Genomic DNA, 18,391 nt, shown 5'->3' with positions numbered 1-18,391 from the left:
TCTGTTACCTTTCTTGAACCCCTGCCTCGTGGAAGTCCCCACCGTCGATTTCGATCAGGCGGGGCAATTGGATGTGCGCACGCGCGCCACAATGGGGCGTGTCGCCAAACGGCTCGCTGGTGCTCAGGGTCAGCGTGCCGCCGTGTTCTTCGATGATCTTTTTCACAATCGGAAGGCCCAGGCCCGTACCCTCGGACCGGGTGGTCACGTATGGTTCGAACAGGCGCGCCCGGTCTTCGGGCAGGCCGATGCCGTTGTCGGAAATGGTGACGTGGATATCGGTTGGATCACTGGTCATGGTCACCCGCACCTCGGGGATATGTCCGTCAGGCGCGCCCTTTTCATAAAGGCTTTCAATGGCTTCTCCGGCGTTCTTGATCAGGTTTGTGAACGCTTGGCCGATCATTGTATCGTCAAATTCCGCCATTACCGGCGCTTTCGGAATGTCGGTAATCAGGCGCAGATCGGGTACGCGCGCCTCTTGCAATGTCACTGCGTCGCGCAACAATTTGGCGATGTCGTGGGTACGCCGTTCGGGGGTGGGCATCCGGGCGAATTTGCTGAACTCATCGACAATCCGGCGCAAATCTCCGGTTTGGCGGATGATCACATCGGTATATTGCGTCAGGGACTCGGCGCTTTCCTCGCTCAACTCCTTGCTGAACTTGCGCTTGATCCGCTCGGCACTCAGCTGAATCGGGGTCAGGGGGTTTTTGATTTCATGGGCGATCCGGCGCGCCACATCGCCCCAGGCGGCCATACGTTGCGCCGCGACCAGGTCGGTCACATCGTCAAACGACACAACATACCCTTCCAGTTTTCCCGCTCCGGACCGGCGGGTCGACATGCGCACCAGCAGGCTTTCCAATGTGCCGCCGCGCGACACCTTGATTTCTTCCTGCGCCACCTCAAGGCGGCGATTGGCGCGCAGCCGTTCGAACAACGGGCCAAATTCCGGCACCGCAACGGCCAGCGCGGTTTTCGCCTCGGGCGTTTCATCAAGCTGCAACAAACGTTCGGCGCTGCGGTTCACGAACGTCACACGCCCCTTTGAATCAAGCCCCACAAGGCCGGCCGTGACCGAGGACAGCACAGAATCAAACAACCGCCGCCGCCGATCAATCTGATCATTGGTGGCCAACAGGGTGTCGCGCTGTCCTTTCAACCGCTTGGTCATCTGGTTGAACAACCGACCCAGCATGGCGATTTCGTCGTCGCCTTCTTCCTCGCGCACGCGCACATCCAAATCACCCGCACCCACCCGTTGCGCCGCCCCGGCCAGACGGCCCACTGGCCCCGCCAGACGTTCGGCAAACCACAGGCCCATCCAGATCGCCGCCAGGATAAGGATCACCGCAAACCCAAGGTAAAGCAGGCCAAATTCAAACAGGATCCGGCCCCGTTCGGATTCCAGCTGATTGTAAAGGCGCACGGTTTCCTGAGTGTCATCCAGCAGCGCCAAAATTTCGCCATCCACCTCGCGGCTGACATATAAAAACCGGTTGCCAAGCCCGCCCAGACGCACCAAAGCGCGAAATTCGTTTTGCGCCCAATCCTCGATAACAACGGTTTCGCCTTGGGCGGCACGGGCCAATTCCGCATCGCCGGGTTGTTCGAAGTTGAACAGATATGATCCTTCGCCGCGCGCACGAATTTCGCCGGAATTGTTGATCACATAGGCTTCGCGCAGGCCCCGTTGGATGCGGTTTTGCCCTTGGGCCAGAGCCTGCCGCATTTCGCCATCGGACACCATGAAACTGTCTGACTGCAACGATGACAGGAAGGCGGCCAATACTTCGGCATCGGTGCGCAAATCCTGGCGCTGCTCTTCCTCATACGCTTCGGCGGCAGAAAGCGAGGCACCGACAACTTCGCGCACACGTTCCGAAAACCATCCCTCAAGCCCGACATTCACGGTCAGCCCGGCAAATATCGCCACGGTCACGGTGGGCACCAGCGCGATCAACGCAAACGATGCCGTCAGCCGCATATGCAACCGCGAGCCTGCCGATTGCGCGCGGCGTGCCGCCACCATCCGCGCCAATGACCCCATGACCAACGCCGCCACAAACAGAACGTAAACCAGATCGGCCAACAAAACCACGCGCAGCGACAGGCCAGACGCGCCCTGATCCAGCGGCCCCAGAACAAGGAACGTGGCAAGAGCAAGAACCGGCCCCAAAATGACCAGGCCAATGGTTGACCACGTCTTGAACCGGCGCTGCCGCCGCAAGCGCACAAAACGATCCCAAGTTGCCGTGCGAACACGCCCTGTCACGGGTGAAACCCCCAATTGATGTGTCGCTTTGCGCGACGTACCGCTCTATTTGGTGGTCTCGTTTCGGCTGACGCCAAATGGCCACACATTATGTTGCGGTTTTACATCAATTTGCGGCGCCGTGTCACGCGAATATCGAGCTCGGTGATCTTCTTTCTCAGGGTGTTGCGATTTATGCCAAGTAAATCAGCACACTTAGCCTGATTTCCGCCGGTCGCTTCCAACGCGATATCAATCAGGGGGGCTTCGATCTCGCGCAAAATCCGCTGGTAAAGTCCCGGAGGAGGCAATGCGCCGCCATGCAAATCGAAATAGCGGCGCAGGTGTTTGGCGACGGATCCCGACAGTTTTTCACCCTCGCCCTTTGCGCCCGACGTGTCCATCGTCGGCTGATTGCCCAGAACCGATTCAGCCTCGGCGCGGCTGATGTCGGGTTCGGTGCCGGTAACCACGATCCGGCGCACGGTGTTTTCCAACTGCCGCACGTTGCCCGGCCAGGAATAACCGCGCATCAAATCCATTGCCGGTTCGGAAAATACCCGCATCGACAGCCCGTCCCGTTCGGCACGATTCAGGAAATGGGCGGTCAGTAACGGAATATCCTCGACCCGTTCGCGCAGCGTCGGCACCGGAATCGTCACCCCGCCCAAACGGTAAAAAAGATCCTGGCGAAATGCGCCGGTTTCCAGTTTTTCGGTCAGATCGCTTTGCGATGTCGCCATGATCCTGGGCGCATCCTCACCGATACTGTCCAGCATCCGAACGATCCGCGCTTGCGCCTCTTCGCTCAGATCGCCAACCTCATCAAACAGGATCGACCCACCGCGCGCCTGCGCGATCACCCGGGCCGGGCCATCCATCGTGGCCAGTTCTGTCGCGCTGGCCACCACGAAAGGCAACGCGCGCCGATCAGAAAAATCGTGTATGGCACGCGCGATAAGCGATTTCCCGGTGCCCGATTCCCCGGTGATCAAAACCGGCAGATCCGTGTTCATCACCCGCGCCACCAAACGATACAGCGCCTGCATCGCCGGGGTGCGCCCAACCAGCGGCAAATCATCGGCGGGCTGCTCCCCGGGGTCACGGGGGGGGGGCACATGACGTTTTACCTCAAGCGCGCGGGCGGCACGTTTCATCAGATCGGGCAGGTCAAAAGGTTTGGGAAGATAATCGAACGCCTCGGCCTCGGCGGCCTGAATCGCGGTCATGATCGTGTTTTGCGCCGAAATCACGATCACCGGCAGGTGCGGCCGCGCCTGTGCAATTCTTGGTAACGCCTCAAGACCATTGCCATCGGGCATGATCACATCGGAAATCACCAGATCGCCCTTGCCTTCCTCAACCCACCGCATCAGCGTAACCATCGACGAAGTGGCATGCACCTTGCACCCGGCGCGGGTCAGCGCCTGTGTCAAAACGGTGCGGATCGTTCGGTCGTCATCGGCAACAAGAACCGTGCCATCCATACTCTGGTCATCCTTTATATTTCGTGAATTTCGTTTTTCGGCGCAAGAGGAAGCGACAGGCGGAATGCCGTCCGCCCCGGCGCGCTTTCAACCGAAACCCAACCTTCGTGATCCGATACGATCTTGCTGACCAATGCCAATCCCAACCCGGTGCCGTTTACGCGGCCCGACACGAAAGGTTCAAAAACATTCTGTGCCAATTCGGGTGGCAGGCCGGGGCCGTCATCAATGATTTCAACCTGAAGCGGCAGCGCGCCGTTCACCCCATCCTTGCGCAGCAATCGTAGGGAAACATCGTAAAACGTGCGCAGACGTATGATGCCCCCGGCGGGGCCTGCCGCCTCGGTGGCATTGCGGATCAGGTTTTGAAACACCTGCAGGATCTGATCGGCATCCACAAATGTCAGCGGCAGCGAGGGATCGTAATCTTCGATGATTTTCATATGGCCGGAAAACCCGATCAGCGCCGATTTGCGCGCCCGGTCCAATATGTCATGCACGTTCACCGCACGACGCACCGGCGGGCGCAGATTGCCGAATTGTTCCACCTGATCCAACAGCGCCACGATACGGCGGCTTTCCATCACGATCAGATCGGTCATTTCCTGATCGGCGCGGCTCAGGTTCATCGACAACAACTGTGCCGCGCCGGTGATTCCTGCCAACGGATTCTTGATTTCATGGGCCAGCATTTCAGCCATGCCAATGGCCGAGCGGGCCGAGGATTTGGCCGAATGTGCCCGCCCCAACCGATCGGCAATCTGACGTGGCTCGATCAGCAACAGAATATGCCCGGGCCTGCCAATCAGCGGGGCCAGTTGCACATTGCATTGAACCGGCGGGCGCTGTCGTCCGCCCACATCGACATTGCTGATCGACAGCGCCCCGTGATCGCGCCGCACCCTTGCAAAGGATTCTTTGATCGGGGCCTCGATTTGTATTCTGTCATATACCGATGTGCCCCGCAGGCCGCGCGCCGAGATGTTCAGGAACAATTCGGCGGCTGGGTTAAGATCGGCAATCGCATCGTCGGTATCCACCAAAATCGCGGGCATCGGCAACGACGCCCAAAGCGTGTCGTGCAGCGCGGTCATGCGGCAACCCGTGGTGCGGCCTCGCCAAACGCCAGCGGGATCAGGCGCAGCACGGCTGCGGGATCGGGCGCGGTCAACACCTCGCGCCGCAGGGGGGGCGGTGTTTGGGCATGGTCCATGAACCAGCCCAGATGTTTGCGCGCGGTTTTTGCGCCCACGGCCGCGCCATAAAACGCCAGCATCGCCTCGTAATGACCCGCCACCAGATCGGCGCGCGCCCCACCCGTGGGCGCAGCGGGCACCGCTGTGCCGGCCAAATGCGCCGCCACCTGTGACAGGATCCAAGGTTGCCCTTGCGCGCCGCGGCCAATCATCACCCCCGCCCCGCCCGATTGCGCCAACGCGCGGCTGGCGGTTTCGCCATCGACGATATCGCCATTGGCGATCACCGGAATCGACACCGCGTCGCACACAGCGCGGATCGCGGCCCAATCGGCGGTGCCTTTGTAAAACTGGCATCGGGTGCGGCCATGTATGGTGATCATCTGCACCCCGGCCGCCTCGGCGCGGCGGGCCAGTTCGGGGGCGTTGAGGGCGTCATCATCCCACCCCAGCCGGGTTTTCAACGTCACCGGCACCTTGACCGCGCCCACCACCGCATCAATCAGCGTCAGCGCATGATCGAGATCGCGCATCAGGGCCGATCCGGACTGGCCGCTGGTGACGCGTTTGGCCGGACAGCCCATGTTGATGTCAATGATCTGTGCGCCATTGGCTTCGACAAGGCGGGCGGCCTCGCCCATCCAATAGGCCTCGCGCCCGGCCAGCTGCACGGCGGTGCGCGCCACTCCCAGACCCAGTTCAGCCTTTTCACGCATTCCCGCCCTGGCCTGAACGATTTCCTGACTGGCGACCATTTCGCTTACCACCAGCCCCGCGCCAAAGGACGCCACAAGCTGGCGAAACGGCAGATCGGTGATGCCGGCCATCGGCGCCAGCACGACGGGGGTATCAAGACGAAAATCGCTCACTTGGGTTTGCCTGTTCTTTGTGCATCTGGGAAAAGACGTATCGCGCGCATTGGGCCATGGCAAACCATAGGCCCGCCCCTTTGTCACATTTCCGGCCAAAAACACGAACCGCCCAATTAATAGGCAGGGCGATTCACGGTCTGCTTTTCGTTGTCACCGGCGCGCCTGTGTCCTAGACCATAGGCCGCGAAGAGGGGTTCAAACCATATGACAACAGCCGCAGTCATCGTGGCCGCAGGGCGTGGAACGCGTGTGGGCGGACCGGTGCCAAAGCAATGGCGCATGTTGCGCGGGCGCGCTGTTGTGGCCTGGACGCTTGCGGCATTTCGCGCCTCGCCCCACATTGACCATATCGTTCTGGTGTTGAATGAGTCAGACATGGACATGGCCCACGGATATACCGCCCACCCCGACGTCAGCGTGGCCCAGGGCGGGGCCAGCCGCGCTGCCAGCGTTCTGGCCGGTTTGATCAGCCTGCAGGATCAGGGCGTGACACGGGTGCTTATTCACGATGTGGCGCGCCCCTTGGTCAGTCTAGATCTGATCGCGCGGATACATGATGCACTTGATCATCACGTGGGCGCGGCCCCTGCCCTGCCAGTGTCTGATGCGCTGTGGCTGGGCGATGGTGGCACTGTCGCGGGCACCCGCGACCGCACGCATCTTTATCGGGCGCAAACCCCGCAAGGGTTTCATTTTGATGCGATTCTCGCGGCCCACCGCGCCCATACCGGCCTCGCCGCCGATGATGTTGAGGTGGCGCGCGCGGCCGGTTTGAACGTGCGCATCGTCGACGGCGACGAGGCGAATCTGAAAATCACCACGGCGGGCGATTTTGCGCGCGCCGAACATTTGATGGAGCGTCATTTGGACATTCGTACCGGAAACGGTTTTGACGTACACGCGTTTTGCGCGGGCGATCATGTGGTTTTGTGCGGGCTTAAAATCCCCCATGACAAGGGGTTATTGGGCCATTCCGACGCCGATGTTGGGATGCACACAGTGACCGATGCCATTTACGGCGCCTTGGCCGAAGGCGATATCGGCCGCCATTTCCCGCCCTCTGATCCACAATGGAAAGGCGCAGCATCTGAGATTTTTCTGCGTCACGCGGTGGGGTTGGCGAAAGATCGGGGATATCGGATTTCGAATGTCGATCTGACGCTGATCTGCGAAGCCCCGAAAATCGGCCCCCATGCCGATGATATGATTGCCCATATGGCTGCGTTGATGGGCCTGTCGGCCGACCGCGTGTCGGTCAAGGCAACCACGTCCGAGCGGTTGGGATTCACCGGTCGGGGCGAAGGCATCGCCGCAATGGCCACAGTTACATTGGTATCAGCATGAAAATTTCACAACTTATCGCCACTGTTGCGGGCGTCGGATATCTGCGCCCGGCGCCCGGCACCTGGGGGTCACTGGCCGCATTGCCGTTGGGCTATGGGCTGATCGTTTGGGGCGGTTGGCCGCTGTTGGTGGGAATGGCGGTGGTGGCGTTTGTCGCCGGCACCTGGGCCACCGGCGTTGAAACCCGGGGCAAGGCCAATCACGATCCCTCAGAGATTGTGATTGATGAAGTCGTGGGGCAATGGATCGCACTTTTGCCCGTGGCCTATGGCGCAGGCATGATGGGCGTCGCGCCTGAACGGTTGTGGCCCGGTTGGGTTGCCGCCTTTGTCTTGTTTCGTCTGTTTGACATCACCAAACCCTGGATCGTGGGCTGGGCCGACCGGCGCGACGATGCGATGGGCGTGATGTTGGATGATGTGTTCGCCGGCGCACTTGCCGCGCTGGGCGTGATTGTTTCCGGTGCCGCATATCACATGGTGTTCATGTGAGCCGCGCGCGACAACTTGTTGAAATCGCGATTGAAACGGGAATCATGATCGCCACCGCCGAAAGCTGTACAGGCGGTGGAATTACCGCCGCGATCACCGATATCGCCGGATCATCGGCAGTATTGGACCGCGGATTTGTAACCTATACCAACGCGGCCAAAATCGAGATGCTTGGCGTGTCGGGCGAAACGCTGGCGGCCCATGGCGCGGTCAGCGAACAGGTTGCCCGCGAAATGGCTGCCGGAGCCTTGGCCCGGTCCCATGCGCAGATTGCCGTATCGGTCACCGGCATCGCCGGGCCAGGAGGGTCAGAGCATAAGCCCGAAGGCCGGGTGTGTTTTGGCATCGCCACGGCCACACAAACCGCCGCGCGCACCCATGATTTCGGCCCGATCGGGCGCGCCCATGTGCGCCGCGCCAGTGTGGAACAGGCATTACAGCTTATGATTGATGAAATTACCAGATTGCCCAAATTATAGGCGTTGTGGCGCAAAATCGCTGCGATAATCAGCAGAAAAGATCGTCAAACGGAAAACGAAAGTGCCCTGCGTATCGGGCGCATCATTGCCGCGCGCGATTGGCCATATCCCGCCCGCGCCTTTCGAAAGGCGCGTTGGTCTGCCAAGGTACGGCCCGAATGCAATGGCGCGTGATCCAGCACATCATCGTCACCGCAATGATGTCGAAAGATAAAACGCTCTACCGATCCATTTTCAGAGTGGTCACAGGACGATGTTGAATCCGATGTGTACACGAGCCTCTCCTGGTAAAACATGACCAATTTGAGACAACATTATGGCAATTGCGTTCAACACGCTAGTTTTTTAACTAATTTTCAATACCTTGGTTAACGATGCTGATGCAACGCTGCATTGCGTGAGGCGGCAAAAGGCTCCACTGCAAATCGTCCCCTAGATTAAATTATATCAATAGGTTGGTCATCATTGCTAATGCGATACATCAACCATGTAAACTGGCCGCGCGGCGTTCAAAGGCGCGCACGATCCGTTGCATCGCTTCGTTAAAGAACACCCCTGCGGCAGCTTGTAAAACGCGATTTCGAAATTCGAAATCAACGAAAAAACTCACCTCGCACCCGTCTTGAACATCGCGAAACCCCCAATTGGAAATCATGTGTTTGAACGGGCCGTCCAGATATTCGGTATCGATCCGCATATCGTCTGGCCACAATGTGACGCGCGATGCGAACTTTTCGCGGAATACCTTGAATGAGATCACCAGATCCGCCTCCATGATTTCGCCACCCTCAAACGGACGGGTCTGTTGCACGCGGGCCGCCGCACACCAGGGAAGGAATTCAGGGTACTTGCCCACATCCGCCACCAGATCATACATCTGTTGTGCGGAATAAGGCAGTTTTCGGGTTTCTTGATGTGTTGGCATGTCTTATCTATGTTGCTGCGTTCCCGGTCATGTCGACCATAGGACACATAAAATCAAGGGGTCGGTATGGCGCAGGCGGAATACGTGATCGACGAAATGATCTCGGCCAAGGCAATCGCGGCCCGAATCGAGGCGCTTTCGCGCGAAATTCAGGATCATTTTCGCGGGACGAAAAAACTGGTTGTGGTCGGGCTTTTGCGCGGGTCATTCGTGTTTATCGCCGATCTGGTGCGCGAACTGGATCTGAACGTCGAGGTCGATTTTCTTGAGGCTTCCAGCTATGGCGATGGGATGACAAGCAGCAAGGAAGTGCGCATTCTCAAGGACTTGCGCGGTGAAATTGCCGGGCGTGATGTGCTGGTGGTGGAAGACATCGTGGATACCGGATTTACCCTGCACCATGTGATTCAATTGTTGAAAACCCGCAATCCGAACCGTTTGGAAACCATTGCGCTGCTTGACAAACCGTCACGCCGCGAAGTGGACGTGCGCGCCACCTGGACCGGATTTGAAATTCCCGATGAATTTGTTGTCGGCTATGGCATCGATTATGCACAGCGTAACCGCAATCTGCCCTATATCGGCAAAGTACGGTTTACGGGGTAAGCCGCGCGGCAAGCGCGCGCGCCGGGGGCCACATGGCATCATCCTTAGCACCACATTCGGCTTCGCTGCCCCGCTCAACCGCCCAAAGACACCAGGCCAAGGCGTGCAGATCATCGCCTTTTATGGCGTAAAGGTCTGACAGGTTCATACCACCCTGAACCGACCCGGTTTGCGCCGCCAACAAATACAGCGCCTGTGCCGCGATGGCATCTTGTTCCACGACAATCCCGTTGGCATACATCGCGCCCAGATTGTTCATCGCCGGGCCGTGCCCGCGTTCTGCCGCACCGCGCCACAGGGCCAGCGCGGCGGCCTCGTCCTTGGCCACACCATCGCCCCGGCGCAGCATATCGGCCAGATTGTCAGTGCCGTTCAGATCGCCCAAGGTATGGGCGCGCTGATAAAGCGCAACCGCTGCGGCCGGATCAACCGGCCCACCCTGCCCTTTGGCATGCAAAATACCGCGATTGTTGAACGCGGCAGGATAATCTTTTGCCATCGCCTCGTGGTAGTGCACGATCGCCTGGGCGATATCGGCGGGGATACCGGGGCGGCCTTCGGCCAGTAAAACGCCAAGATTGTAAGACGCCTTTGCCAATCCCTGCGCCGCCGCCGAGCGATACAATTCAAGCGCGCGCTGATGATCACGGGTCACGCCATTGCCATCATCATAAGCGTCGGCCAGAATGTTGCGCGCTTCGGGGTCGCCGGCCCGCGCCAGCGGTTCCAGCACGGCCAGAGCATCGGCATAATCACCATTGATATAAGCCTGACGTGCGGTTTCATAATCCTGTGCCGACCCGGAAGTGGCGGTCAAAAACAACGTCAGAGCCAGAACAGCACGTGTGCGCATGGTTGATTTCGCCTTTCTGCGCCCCCTAATATGCACTGTGTGATCGGGCACAGGTCAAAGGGCGACGGGTCATGAATATTCACTGGATCATGCGCATGGCGCGGTGGGCGCGCAACCCGCCCTCGGCCAAAATGGTGAAAATTGTGGTTGGCGTTGTCGCTCTGTGCGTACTGCTGGTTGTTATTGAACGCACGCTGGGTTGGCCCGATGCGCTGACGGCGGACCGGCTGCCGATACGGGGGCGCTAAGGTTTGTTGTAACCTGATGCCGCGTTGGGATAGTCTGGGGCAACATTAACGCGAAAGGTTCCTGATATGCCCCCATTCCTGCGCTGGACGATTGCCCTTGGTTTGGTCGGAGGTGCCGTGTTCTGGGGCGTGACCCGGCCTGACCCCTTGCCCGAGGATGCATTGGCCGGTCTAAATGGCGATGCCGCGCGCGGTGAACAGGTGTTTCTGGCCGCTGGCTGTGCGTCATGCCATGTCAGCGCCGGGGCCGAGGGCGAAGAGGCGCCGGTTCTGGCCGGTGGCATGCGCTTTCCCTCGGATTTTGGCACGTTCATCGCGCCCAATATTTCATCTGATCCGGTCTATGGTGTGGGAAGCTGGAGCGACTATGACCTGGCCAATGCGATCACCCGTGGAATCAGCCCCGAAGGCGCGCATTATTACCCGGCCTTTCCCTATGATGCGTATAACAAGGCGGAGTTGGGCGATATTGTCGATTTGATCGCCTATATGCGCACCCTGCCCGCATCGGAAGCCGTCAGTCAGGCCCATGAGGTTGGATTTCCATTCAACATACGCCGCACCTTGGGGGGGTGGAAAACACTGTTTGTGACCGATGAGTGGGCGATCGACGGCGATCTGTCGCCCGAGGCGACGCGCGGCCGGTATCTGGTTGAGGCACTGGGCCATTGCAGCGCCTGTCACACCCCGCGCAATCTGTTGGGTGGGCCAGATACGGCGCAATGGCTGGCCGGTGCGCCAAACCCCGATGGAAAAGGCCGTGTGCCAAACATCACCCCTGCCGTGCTGGATTGGAGCGAGGCGGACATTGCCGAATACCTGTCGTCGGGGTTCACTCCCGAGTTCGATACCGCAGGCGGGCATATGGTGGCTGTGGTTGAAAAGTTTGCCAAACTGCCGGAATCGGACCGCGCTGCGGTGGCCGCGTATCTGAAAGCAGTGCCCGGCGTGAAGTAAGGGGGCGTTGCCCCCTCTGGCCCTGGGGGCCATTCACCCCCAGGATATTTGAAAAACGAAAATGGGCGTCAGGCGATGCCCAGTTTTTTAAGGCGCGCCGCGCGCAGGCGCCGGAAATCATCGCCCGCATGATAGCTGGACCGGGTAAGCGGCGTGGCCGACACCATCAAGAACCCCTTGCCATAGGCAGCCTTTTCGTAGGCGGCGAATTCTTCGGGTGTGACGAAACGATCGACCTTGTGGTGTTTTGGCGTGGGTTGCAGATATTGCCCGACGGTCAGGAAATCGACATCAGCGGCGCGCATATCATCCATCACCTGGCGCACCCCTTGGCCATCTTCACCAAGGCCGACCATGATGCCGGATTTGGTAAACATGGTTGGGTCCAGCTCTTTCACCCGTTGCAACAGACGCAGGCTGTGGAAATACCGCGCGCCCGGCCGCACCTCGGGGTAGAGGCCCGGCACGGTTTCAAGGTTGTGGTTGAACACATCCGGCTTGGCCGCGACAACCTTTTCCAGCGCTTCGGGCGCGCATTTGATGAAGTCGGGCGTCAGGATTTCGATGGTGGTGCCGGGCGATTGGCGGCGCACGGCGCGAATCGTCTGGGCGAAATGTTCGGCGCCGCCGTCTTCGACATCGTCGCGATCCACGCTGGTGATGACCACATGGTTCAGGCCCAGCTTTTTGACCGCGTCAGCAACGCGCCCCGGTTCGAACACATCCAGGGATTCGGGCGGTTTGCCGGTGGCGATGTTGCAGAAGGTACAGGCGCGGGTACACACCTCGCCCATGATCATCATTGTGGCGTGGCCCTGGGACCAACATTCGCCGACATTGGGGCACCCTGCCTCTTCGCAGACGGTGACCAGTTTGTGTTCGCGCATGATATCGCGCGTTTTGGTGTAACCCGCGCCGGTCGGGGCCTTTACCCTGATCCAGTTGGGTTTTTTCGGCTGCACGTTGTCGGGGCGGCGGGCCTTTTCGGGGTGGCGTTGTTCAGGGATTTTCAGATCGCGGGCCATTGGAACCTCATGCTTGTCAGACATGGAATACTAGATCACCGCGGCCAAGTCCAACGGCGTGATGCCGCGCCCTGCAGGAATGTCGTGTCGGGCCCGAAGCATGCCCCGGACCCGGTCGCATTGGCCGCCGGTCAACCGATCATTGGCGACCATTTGCCTTCGATTTCATCGTAGTAGCGGCGCAACCGTTGCAGCGCGATTCGCAACACGATCTTGCCGGAGCGCGCGGCCCAGCCCATGCGCCGCTCGATCGCTTCCATCCCTTCCAGCTGACAGCAACAGCGCAACACGACATCGCCCAACCCCGGCCCAAGATCACCAAGTGCCGCCGCCACACGGGCTCTTGCCGCTTCGGGCCCGGTGCCTTTGGGGTCGGCGGTTGGGGCTGTGGTGCCTTGGGTCACCACGCGGTCCCAATCCTGTGGGGCCGAGCCACCCATTTGCGCCAATTCGAAATCTTCGCGCAACCGTTCGCCCGCCGCCAGCAAAGGTTCGGTCAGGAATGGCGTGCCGTCTTTGTCGCGCCGCCTTGCCAAGGTTAAAAGCGGGCTTTCGGCCAGACCATAGCGGACCCGCCCGCCATCAGATACCGAAGGCGCGGCCCGGTCCGCGCCATCGGCCAAGATCTTTTTCAACTTGGCACGCCCGGCATTGGTCAGGTGATAGCGGGCAATCTTGCCACCGCCCGCCGCTGCGATCCAATCGCGCAGGGCCATCGCCTCGGCCACGGCGCGGCCCACGACGGCGGTGCGTACGGTTTGGCCATCGGCGCCTTCGCGCACCACCACGGCGTTTTCCATGCCTTGGGCAATGGCCAGACAGGCCCCCGGTTCGGCCAGGCGGCGCAACACACGCGCCGCTTCTTTTTCGATCTGGGTATCGGTCGGGGCCGCACTGTCACGGGTGATCTTGGTGTGTTTCATCTCGCCTCCGGTCAAATGATCGGGCGTCCCCCGCCCGACGCCCAAGGCACCAAGGCGCCTGAGGGCATGATCAATCAAGGGATCGTCGCGGCGTTGTTCATAGCGTCGGATCTGGCGCATCACCGTCGACGCATGGCACCCCGCCTCGCGCGCCAGGGCGCGAATGGATGTTCCGTGTTCCGTGTGGGCCAAATAAAGCCTCACATCGTTTGGCACCCAACCCAGTGCCGCCATCGCTGGCGTTGCTAACAACATCGTTACGTCCCCTCGTTCAACCGGTCGCCGGGCCTGTTTTTATCCACAGAGTTCTCCCCAACCCGACACAACTTTTGATTGTAAATCTTATCAGATGGTTAACGAGCGACCGGTATTGGCGACAATGCCTACGGTTTGTGAATAATTGTCTACGTTTGCGCACGCCCTTTGCGCCGTTTGCGCAACACACGTCTGGGTTGTGCCAAGATTGTGCCACAGTAACGCCACAATTGACGGAGCCGATAATGACCCATCCTGCCACATCCGCCCTTGCCCACCTGCGCCGTCCCCGTCTGTTGATCCGGGCCGCGCGGTTCGGTCTTTCGGATTATGATCGCACCCGGTGCCTGCGGCGAATCCTTCCTGATGCCTGTGCCAAAACCCAGGCCAATCCGCTGTCGCCCCTGATCGAGCAAGAGGCCCAGTACGAAGCGCGCCGCGCCGCGGGGGATGCCGGTTACATGGTTGCGCGCCACGTTGAAATCCTGATTGCGCTGATTTCCGAGGCGCAACGCGTGTTGCGGCCCTCTGCGCCGGTCTGAACAACGATTTTGCTGTTGCACTTTCCCCCCAGTCGATAAACCATTGCGATAATGGCGACTTGGGGGGCTGATGTTTCGCAATTCTCAAACGGCGCGGGGTCTGACCCTTATCGCGCCTCCGGCACTTTACGCGCTTTTGCTGTTGGCGGTGCCTTTGCTGGCGATTTTCGCCTTCAGTTTTTGGTCGCAAGATTTTCTGACCATTGATTATACGCCAACGCTGAACAATTATCGCGAAGCGCTGAGCGAGCCATTATATACCGAACTCATGATGCGGTCGGTCCTGATTGCCGGGGCGGTGACGGTTGCCACCGTCCTGTTGGCCTTTCCGATCGCTTATTTCGTATCGTTCCATGTGCCGCAAAGCCGCAAATCCCTGTGGATATTTCTGATCACGATCCCATTCTGGACCAGCTATCTGATCCGGGTGTTCCTGTGGAAGGTGATCTTGGGATATAATGGCGTGCTGAATTCATCGCTTTTGAGCATCGGCATCATTGATGAGCCGCTAACCTTTATCTTGTACAACGCCAATGCGGTGGTCATCACGCTGGCGCATGCCTTTGCCCCATTTGCGATTCTGCCGATTTTCGTGAGCCTGGAAAAGATTGACCGCTCGTTGCTTGAGGCATCGCGCGATCTGGGTGAAAATCATGTGATGACATTTCTGCGCGTCACCCTACCCCTGGCGGTGCCGGGCGTTGTGGCGGCCACGTTGATCGTGTTCATTCCCACCATCGGTGATTATGTCACACCGCGCCTTGTGGGGGGACCTAATGGTTTGATGATTGCAAACATGATCCAGACACAGTTTTTGAAACTGAACAACGCGCCGATGGGGGCCGCCTTGGCAGTGATCGCCATGGCGATTGTGACGGTAATCGCGCTGTTCTTTATCTTTCTCAACCGGCGCTGGCTGAAGGGGCGCAATTCATGACCTGGCTGCGCGGCTATGCCGTTTTATACCTGCTGTTCTTATACGCACCGATCATTCTGTTGCCGATCTTTGCGTTCAACGACAGCACGATCATCGCCTTTCCCTTGTCGGGGTTCACGACACAGTGGTTCAGCGAAATTCCCAACACGCCGGCCTTGGTGAAATCGGTGCAAACCTCGGTGATCATCGCGCTGACCACCGCGGTTTTATCAACGACCCTGGGCATTTGCGCCGCCCGTGCCGGGGCAAAATACACCTTTCCGCTCAAGGCACCCATCCTGGGGTTCATCATGCTGCCTCTTGTTCTGCCCGAAATCATCGTGGCGGTATCGATGCTGGTGGTTCTGCTGGCCCTTGGGCTGCCTTTGGGCAGTTGGACGGTGGTTTTGGGGCACACGTTGATCTGCACGCCGTTTTGCATCGCGATCCTGAATTCTGCCTTTGCCAACCTTGATCCCAGCCTGGAAGAGGCGGCGATTGATCTGGGCGAAACCCGCGCATCGACCTTTCGCCTGATCACATTGCCATTGGTGATGCCCGGGATCATCGCGGCCATGCTGATCTCGTTCACCATTTCGCTGGATGAATTCATCATCGCGTTTTTCCTCACCGGAACCGAACCCACCCTGCCCGTCTATCTTTGGGGTCAACTCAGGTTTCCTCAGAAAATTCCGGTTGTTATGGCGCTGGGTACGATTTTGGTGGTGTTGTCCATCATTTTGTTGATTTTGGCCGAAATGGCCCGCCGCCGCGGTTTGCACCGCACCGGCACCCAAGATTCCGGAGGCTTTTTGTGACCGCCATTGTTTCCCTGAAAGACGTACAGAAATATTATGGCACCTACCACGCCCTGCGCGGTGTCACCCTTGATATTGCCCAGGGCGAGTTTTTCTCGCTGCTTGGGCCGTCGGGCTGTGGCAAGACCACGCTTTTGCGCACCATCGCCGGTTTTGAAGATATCTCCGAAGGAACGCTGATTTTATCGGGCCAAAACATGGCGGATGTTCCGGCAAATAAACGGCCGACGAATATGGTGTTTCAATCCTACGCGATTTTTCCCCATTTGTCGGTGGGTGAAAACGTGGCCTTTGGCCTGCGCAAACGGTCTGATTTGAATACCAAGGAAAAAGCGGCATTGGTGCAGGACGCGCTGGAAATGGTCGGGCTGGTCGGGTTTGAAAAACGTGCGGCCCACGCCCTGTCGGGCGGGCAACGCCAACGGGTCGCCCTGGCCCGGGCGCTGATTCTCAAACCCAAGGTGTTGCTGCTGGACGAACCTTTGTCAGCGCTCGACAAAAAGATGCGCGATCAGATGCAGAACGAACTGCGCCAATTGCAGCGTCATGTGGGAATCACCTTTATTCTGGTCACCCACGATCAGGAAGAAGCATTGATCATGTCAGATCGGATTGCAGTGATGTTTGATGGAGAAATCGCGCAACTCGCCGATCCACAAACCCTGTATCGGCGTCCGATTTCGCGCCGGGTGGCTGATTTTATCGGTGTGATGAATTTTCTTCCGGCTAACGCCAGTGGCAACAAAATTGATATTCCCGGCCTTGGTGCGGCAACCCTCACACCCGAGCAATGCCCCGGCGGCACCCCGTCCGGGCCCTGCACCATCGGAATCCGGCCCGAAACCATGTCCATCCTGTTCGGAACCGAACCGGCCCCGGCCCGCGAAACCAACGGCACAGTGCACGAATTGGCCTATTACGGCGATATGACCTATTATGACATCGCCCTGCCCGGCGTCGAAAAACCTGTAACCCTGTCGATGAAAAATCTGGTCGGTCGCCGCGTATTGGAGCGCGGAGAATCCACGCGCATATCTTGGGACGACCGCGCCCTGGTGGCCTTCGCGGATTGATTATTGAGCCTCCGGCGGAGATATTTAGAAAACAGAAATGAAGTGAGGATCACGTTTGCGTGTCTCAATATTATTTATGGGGGTGCGGATAAAAACCTGCACTGTTTTCACGGCATAAGGCAAAGGTTTTACGGTATTCAATTGGGCTTCTGACACCCAGGGGCATCTTGACGCGTATTTCGTTATATCAGCGGTGCAGGCGCTGATTTCGTCACTAAACTGGGCCGCAGTGAAAGTCCGCCAATCAAGAGGATAGAAGAACTCAGTCTTCAGGCGTCCGAAGAAATCTTCATATGCGGCATTGTCCAATGAGCTCGCCTTTCGTGACAATGAGCGAATGAGATTTGCTGCTTCGATACGTTCCAGCCAGCCTAGCCAGCGATACCGGCCGGGTTCAACCGGTCGTCGCAACACCTTGGATCATACCCTTTTTAATCAGCCGGTCGAGAGCTTCTGCCGGTGTTTGCCAGCCCAGCGTTTTTCGAGGGCGCGTGTTCAGCGCGTGGGCAACGGCGCCCAGCTCGTCAGCGCCATGCTGGCTGAGGTCCGTGGCCTTTGGGAAGTACTGGCGGAGCAATCCGTTGGTGTTTTCATTGCTGCCCCGCTGCCATGGGCTTTGAGGGTCGCAGAAGTAGATCTCGAGACCTGTTTCGATCCGTAGTTGCGCGTGTTGGGCCATCTCTGCACCTTGGTCCCAGGTCAGCGAGCGACGCAGTTGAGCAGGCAGGCTGCTGATCGTCTCGGCGATGGTATCGCGGACGGCTTCGGCACCGTGACCGGCGAGGGCTGATCCATTCTTGACTGGCTTGCCTGTCCCGTGCCCCTTCATGCGCGGCAGGTGCAGGAGCATGGTGAAGCGGGTCGTGCGTTCGACCAGCGTGCCGATCACCTGAAAGCCTCACCACCGATGAGCGGCTGGCAGAACTAGCCCAGATCCTCGCTACAGCCGTGGATCGCACCAACCCACCGACAATAAATGAGAATTCTGCGGACGACCGAGACAGTTCGCTGGACATCCTCGCCCTTGTTCGCCGTCGTCGTCACCAGTTGCGAACCCGAGTTGGAGAGGACGAATGACGAAAACCAAAACGAAATCAGTGGGAAAGAGAACTGGCCTTGGCCCT

At 59.0% G+C, this 18,391-nt stretch carries 20 protein-coding genes and 1 pseudogene; 10 read left to right on the top strand and 11 right to left on the bottom strand.

Annotation, left to right across the window (positions count from 1 at the left end; genetic code table 11):
* Positions 1 to 4: 4 nt before the first annotated feature.
* The 4 genes from C8265_RS00095 to dusB form a co-directional block, all read right to left on the bottom strand.
* Complete coding sequence (locus tag C8265_RS00095; protein ID WP_108481953.1) at positions 5 to 2,278, bottom strand: sensor histidine kinase NtrY-like; 2,274 nt, start codon at positions 2,276 to 2,278, stop codon at positions 5 to 7.
* A gap of 101 nt (positions 2,279 to 2,379) precedes the next feature.
* A complete protein-coding gene (locus tag C8265_RS00090; RefSeq protein WP_108481952.1) occupies positions 2,380 to 3,744 on the bottom strand; it encodes a response regulator in 1,365 nt (454 codons plus the stop codon).
* A 14-nt stretch (positions 3,745 to 3,758) separates the two neighbouring features.
* Entirely contained in the window at positions 3,759 to 4,838 is a 1,080-nt protein-coding gene (locus tag C8265_RS00085) for a two-component system sensor histidine kinase NtrB (RefSeq protein WP_108481951.1), read from the bottom strand.
* Positions 4,835 to 5,767 carry a tRNA dihydrouridine synthase DusB gene (dusB, locus tag C8265_RS00080; RefSeq protein WP_108482465.1) on the bottom strand — a complete coding sequence of 311 codons (933 nt, stop codon included), beginning with the start codon at positions 5,765 to 5,767 and terminating at the stop codon, positions 4,835 to 4,837. Before dusB ends, C8265_RS00085 begins: the two co-directional genes overlap by 4 nt.
* Before the next feature lie 249 nt (positions 5,768 to 6,016).
* Between dusB and C8265_RS00075 the strand changes: the two genes are divergently transcribed.
* Genes C8265_RS00075 through C8265_RS00065 form a run of 3 tightly spaced genes read left to right on the top strand, consistent with a single transcriptional unit; the run spans position 6,017 to position 8,126 of the window.
* Complete coding sequence (locus tag C8265_RS00075; RefSeq protein WP_108481950.1) at positions 6,017 to 7,156, top strand: bifunctional 2-C-methyl-D-erythritol 4-phosphate cytidylyltransferase/2-C-methyl-D-erythritol 2,4-cyclodiphosphate synthase; 1,140 nt, start codon at positions 6,017 to 6,019, stop codon at positions 7,154 to 7,156.
* Positions 7,153 to 7,647 (top strand): phosphatidylglycerophosphatase A family protein, encoded by a 495-nt coding sequence (locus C8265_RS00070; protein WP_108481949.1) that lies wholly within the window; start codon positions 7,153 to 7,155, stop codon positions 7,645 to 7,647. The genes C8265_RS00075 and C8265_RS00070 overlap by 4 nt, the downstream gene beginning before the upstream one ends.
* Positions 7,644 to 8,126 (top strand): CinA family protein, encoded by a 483-nt coding sequence (locus C8265_RS00065; protein ID WP_108481948.1) that lies wholly within the window; start codon positions 7,644 to 7,646, stop codon positions 8,124 to 8,126. The genes C8265_RS00070 and C8265_RS00065 overlap by 4 nt, the downstream gene beginning before the upstream one ends.
* 481 nt (positions 8,127 to 8,607) lie before the next feature.
* On the opposite strand, the gene C8265_RS00060 is transcribed toward C8265_RS00065, so the two are convergent.
* Positions 8,608 to 9,051, bottom strand: a complete 444-nt coding sequence (locus tag C8265_RS00060; protein ID WP_108481947.1) for a type II toxin-antitoxin system RatA family toxin — start codon at positions 9,049 to 9,051, stop codon at positions 8,608 to 8,610.
* Positions 9,052 to 9,117: 66 nt separating this feature from the next.
* Between C8265_RS00060 and hpt the strand changes: the two genes are divergently transcribed.
* Positions 9,118 to 9,657 carry a hypoxanthine phosphoribosyltransferase gene (hpt, locus tag C8265_RS00055; protein WP_108481946.1) on the top strand — a complete coding sequence of 180 codons (540 nt, stop codon included), beginning with the start codon at positions 9,118 to 9,120 and terminating at the stop codon, positions 9,655 to 9,657.
* On the opposite strand, the gene C8265_RS00050 is transcribed toward hpt, so the two are convergent.
* Positions 9,647 to 10,510: a tetratricopeptide repeat protein gene (locus C8265_RS00050; RefSeq protein ID WP_108481945.1), complete on the bottom strand. Its 864-nt coding sequence runs from the start codon at positions 10,508 to 10,510 to the stop codon at positions 9,647 to 9,649. The genes hpt and C8265_RS00050 overlap by 11 nt on opposite strands.
* Positions 10,511 to 10,581: 71 nt before the next feature.
* On the opposite strand from C8265_RS00050, the gene C8265_RS19350 reads away from it, so the two are divergent.
* Together C8265_RS19350 and C8265_RS00045 are read left to right on the top strand one after the other, a co-directional pair.
* The gene (locus tag C8265_RS19350; protein WP_164512218.1) at positions 10,582 to 10,758 is read left to right on the top strand and encodes a hypothetical protein; all 177 of its coding nucleotides are present in this window, start codon (positions 10,582 to 10,584) and stop codon (positions 10,756 to 10,758) included.
* 66 nt (positions 10,759 to 10,824) lie between these two features.
* On the top strand, positions 10,825 to 11,715 hold the full coding sequence (locus C8265_RS00045; RefSeq protein ID WP_108481944.1) for a cytochrome c: 891 nt from the start codon (positions 10,825 to 10,827) through the stop codon (positions 11,713 to 11,715).
* A gap of 68 nt (positions 11,716 to 11,783) precedes the next feature.
* Here the strand turns inward: C8265_RS00045 and lipA are convergent, their stop codons facing one another.
* Positions 11,784 to 12,740, bottom strand: coding sequence for a lipoyl synthase (lipA, locus tag C8265_RS00040; RefSeq protein ID WP_108481943.1), 957 nt, complete (start codon positions 12,738 to 12,740; stop codon positions 11,784 to 11,786).
* A 131-nt stretch (positions 12,741 to 12,871) separates the two neighbouring features.
* Positions 12,872 to 13,918 carry a DUF6456 domain-containing protein gene (locus C8265_RS00035; protein ID WP_108481942.1) on the bottom strand — a complete coding sequence of 349 codons (1,047 nt, stop codon included), beginning with the start codon at positions 13,916 to 13,918 and terminating at the stop codon, positions 12,872 to 12,874.
* Between the two features lie 245 nt (positions 13,919 to 14,163).
* On the opposite strand from C8265_RS00035, the gene C8265_RS00030 reads away from it, so the two are divergent.
* The 4 genes from C8265_RS00030 (at position 14,164) to C8265_RS00015 (ending at position 17,267) form a co-directional block, all read left to right on the top strand.
* The gene (locus C8265_RS00030) at positions 14,164 to 14,460 is read left to right on the top strand and encodes a DUF6477 family protein (RefSeq protein WP_108481941.1); all 297 of its coding nucleotides are present in this window, start codon (positions 14,164 to 14,166) and stop codon (positions 14,458 to 14,460) included.
* A 70-nt stretch (positions 14,461 to 14,530) separates the two neighbouring features.
* The gene (locus tag C8265_RS00025; protein WP_108481940.1) at positions 14,531 to 15,397 is read left to right on the top strand and encodes an ABC transporter permease; all 867 of its coding nucleotides are present in this window, start codon (positions 14,531 to 14,533) and stop codon (positions 15,395 to 15,397) included.
* Positions 15,394 to 16,194 (top strand): ABC transporter permease, encoded by an 801-nt coding sequence (locus C8265_RS00020; RefSeq protein WP_108481939.1) that lies wholly within the window; start codon positions 15,394 to 15,396, stop codon positions 16,192 to 16,194. The genes C8265_RS00025 and C8265_RS00020 overlap by 4 nt, the downstream gene beginning before the upstream one ends.
* Positions 16,191 to 17,267, top strand: a complete 1,077-nt coding sequence (locus C8265_RS00015; protein WP_108481938.1) for an ABC transporter ATP-binding protein — start codon at positions 16,191 to 16,193, stop codon at positions 17,265 to 17,267. Before C8265_RS00020 ends, C8265_RS00015 begins: the two co-directional genes overlap by 4 nt.
* A 24-nt stretch (positions 17,268 to 17,291) precedes the next feature.
* Here the strand turns inward: C8265_RS00015 and C8265_RS19275 are convergent, their stop codons facing one another.
* From C8265_RS19275 to C8265_RS19625, 3 genes and pseudogenes are all read right to left on the bottom strand, one after another.
* Positions 17,292 to 17,576, bottom strand: a complete 285-nt coding sequence (locus C8265_RS19275; RefSeq protein ID WP_126623122.1) for a hypothetical protein — start codon at positions 17,574 to 17,576, stop codon at positions 17,292 to 17,294.
* Between the two features lie 85 nt (positions 17,577 to 17,661).
* A pseudogene (locus C8265_RS00010) lies at positions 17,662 to 18,153 on the bottom strand (IS30 family transposase); the annotation flags it as partial.
* Between the two features lie 38 nt (positions 18,154 to 18,191).
* Positions 18,192 to 18,391, bottom strand: a 200-nt coding sequence (locus tag C8265_RS19625) for a hypothetical protein (RefSeq protein ID WP_206050222.1), incomplete at its 5' end; no start/stop codon positions are given.

It is taken from the genome of Oceaniglobus ichthyenteri, from assembly GCF_003057885.1.
Classification (GTDB): Bacteria; Pseudomonadota; Alphaproteobacteria; order Rhodobacterales; family Rhodobacteraceae; genus Oceaniglobus; species Oceaniglobus ichthyenteri.
Note: the sequence above shows the minus strand (reverse complement) of the source record. Positions and strands in the feature narration are given on the sequence as shown.

What these genes read in the sequence shown, in the direction of transcription:
- C8265_RS00020 (WP_108481939.1), top strand. Translation starts at nt 15,394, where the DNA reads ATGACCTGGCTGCGCGGCTATGCCGTTTTATACCTGCTGTTCTTATAC.
- C8265_RS00075 (WP_108481950.1), top strand. Translation starts at nt 6,017, where the DNA reads ATGACAACAGCCGCAGTCATCGTGGCCGCAGGGCGTGGAACGCGTGTG.
- hpt (WP_108481946.1), top strand. Translation starts at nt 9,118, where the DNA reads ATGGCGCAGGCGGAATACGTGATCGACGAAATGATCTCGGCCAAGGCA.
- C8265_RS00070 (WP_108481949.1), top strand. Translation starts at nt 7,153, where the DNA reads ATGAAAATTTCACAACTTATCGCCACTGTTGCGGGCGTCGGATATCTG.
- C8265_RS00050 (WP_108481945.1), bottom strand. Translation starts at nt 10,510, where the DNA reads ATGCGCACACGTGCTGTTCTGGCTCTGACGTTGTTTTTGACCGCCACT.
- C8265_RS00090 (WP_108481952.1), bottom strand. Translation starts at nt 3,744, where the DNA reads ATGGATGGCACGGTTCTTGTTGCCGATGACGACCGAACGATCCGCACC.
- C8265_RS00045 (WP_108481944.1), top strand. Translation starts at nt 10,825, where the DNA reads ATGCCCCCATTCCTGCGCTGGACGATTGCCCTTGGTTTGGTCGGAGGT.
- lipA (WP_108481943.1), bottom strand. Translation starts at nt 12,740, where the DNA reads ATGGCCCGCGATCTGAAAATCCCTGAACAACGCCACCCCGAAAAGGCC.
- C8265_RS00025 (WP_108481940.1), top strand. Translation starts at nt 14,531, where the DNA reads ATGTTTCGCAATTCTCAAACGGCGCGGGGTCTGACCCTTATCGCGCCT.
- C8265_RS00030 (WP_108481941.1), top strand. Translation starts at nt 14,164, where the DNA reads ATGACCCATCCTGCCACATCCGCCCTTGCCCACCTGCGCCGTCCCCGT.
- dusB (WP_108482465.1), bottom strand. Translation starts at nt 5,767, where the DNA reads ATGGCCGGCATCACCGATCTGCCGTTTCGCCAGCTTGTGGCGTCCTTT.
- C8265_RS00085 (WP_108481951.1), bottom strand. Translation starts at nt 4,838, where the DNA reads ATGACCGCGCTGCACGACACGCTTTGGGCGTCGTTGCCGATGCCCGCG.
- C8265_RS19350 (WP_164512218.1), top strand. Translation starts at nt 10,582, where the DNA reads ATGAATATTCACTGGATCATGCGCATGGCGCGGTGGGCGCGCAACCCG.
- C8265_RS00035 (WP_108481942.1), bottom strand. Translation starts at nt 13,918, where the DNA reads ATGTTGTTAGCAACGCCAGCGATGGCGGCACTGGGTTGGGTGCCAAAC.
- C8265_RS00060 (WP_108481947.1), bottom strand. Translation starts at nt 9,051, where the DNA reads ATGCCAACACATCAAGAAACCCGAAAACTGCCTTATTCCGCACAACAG.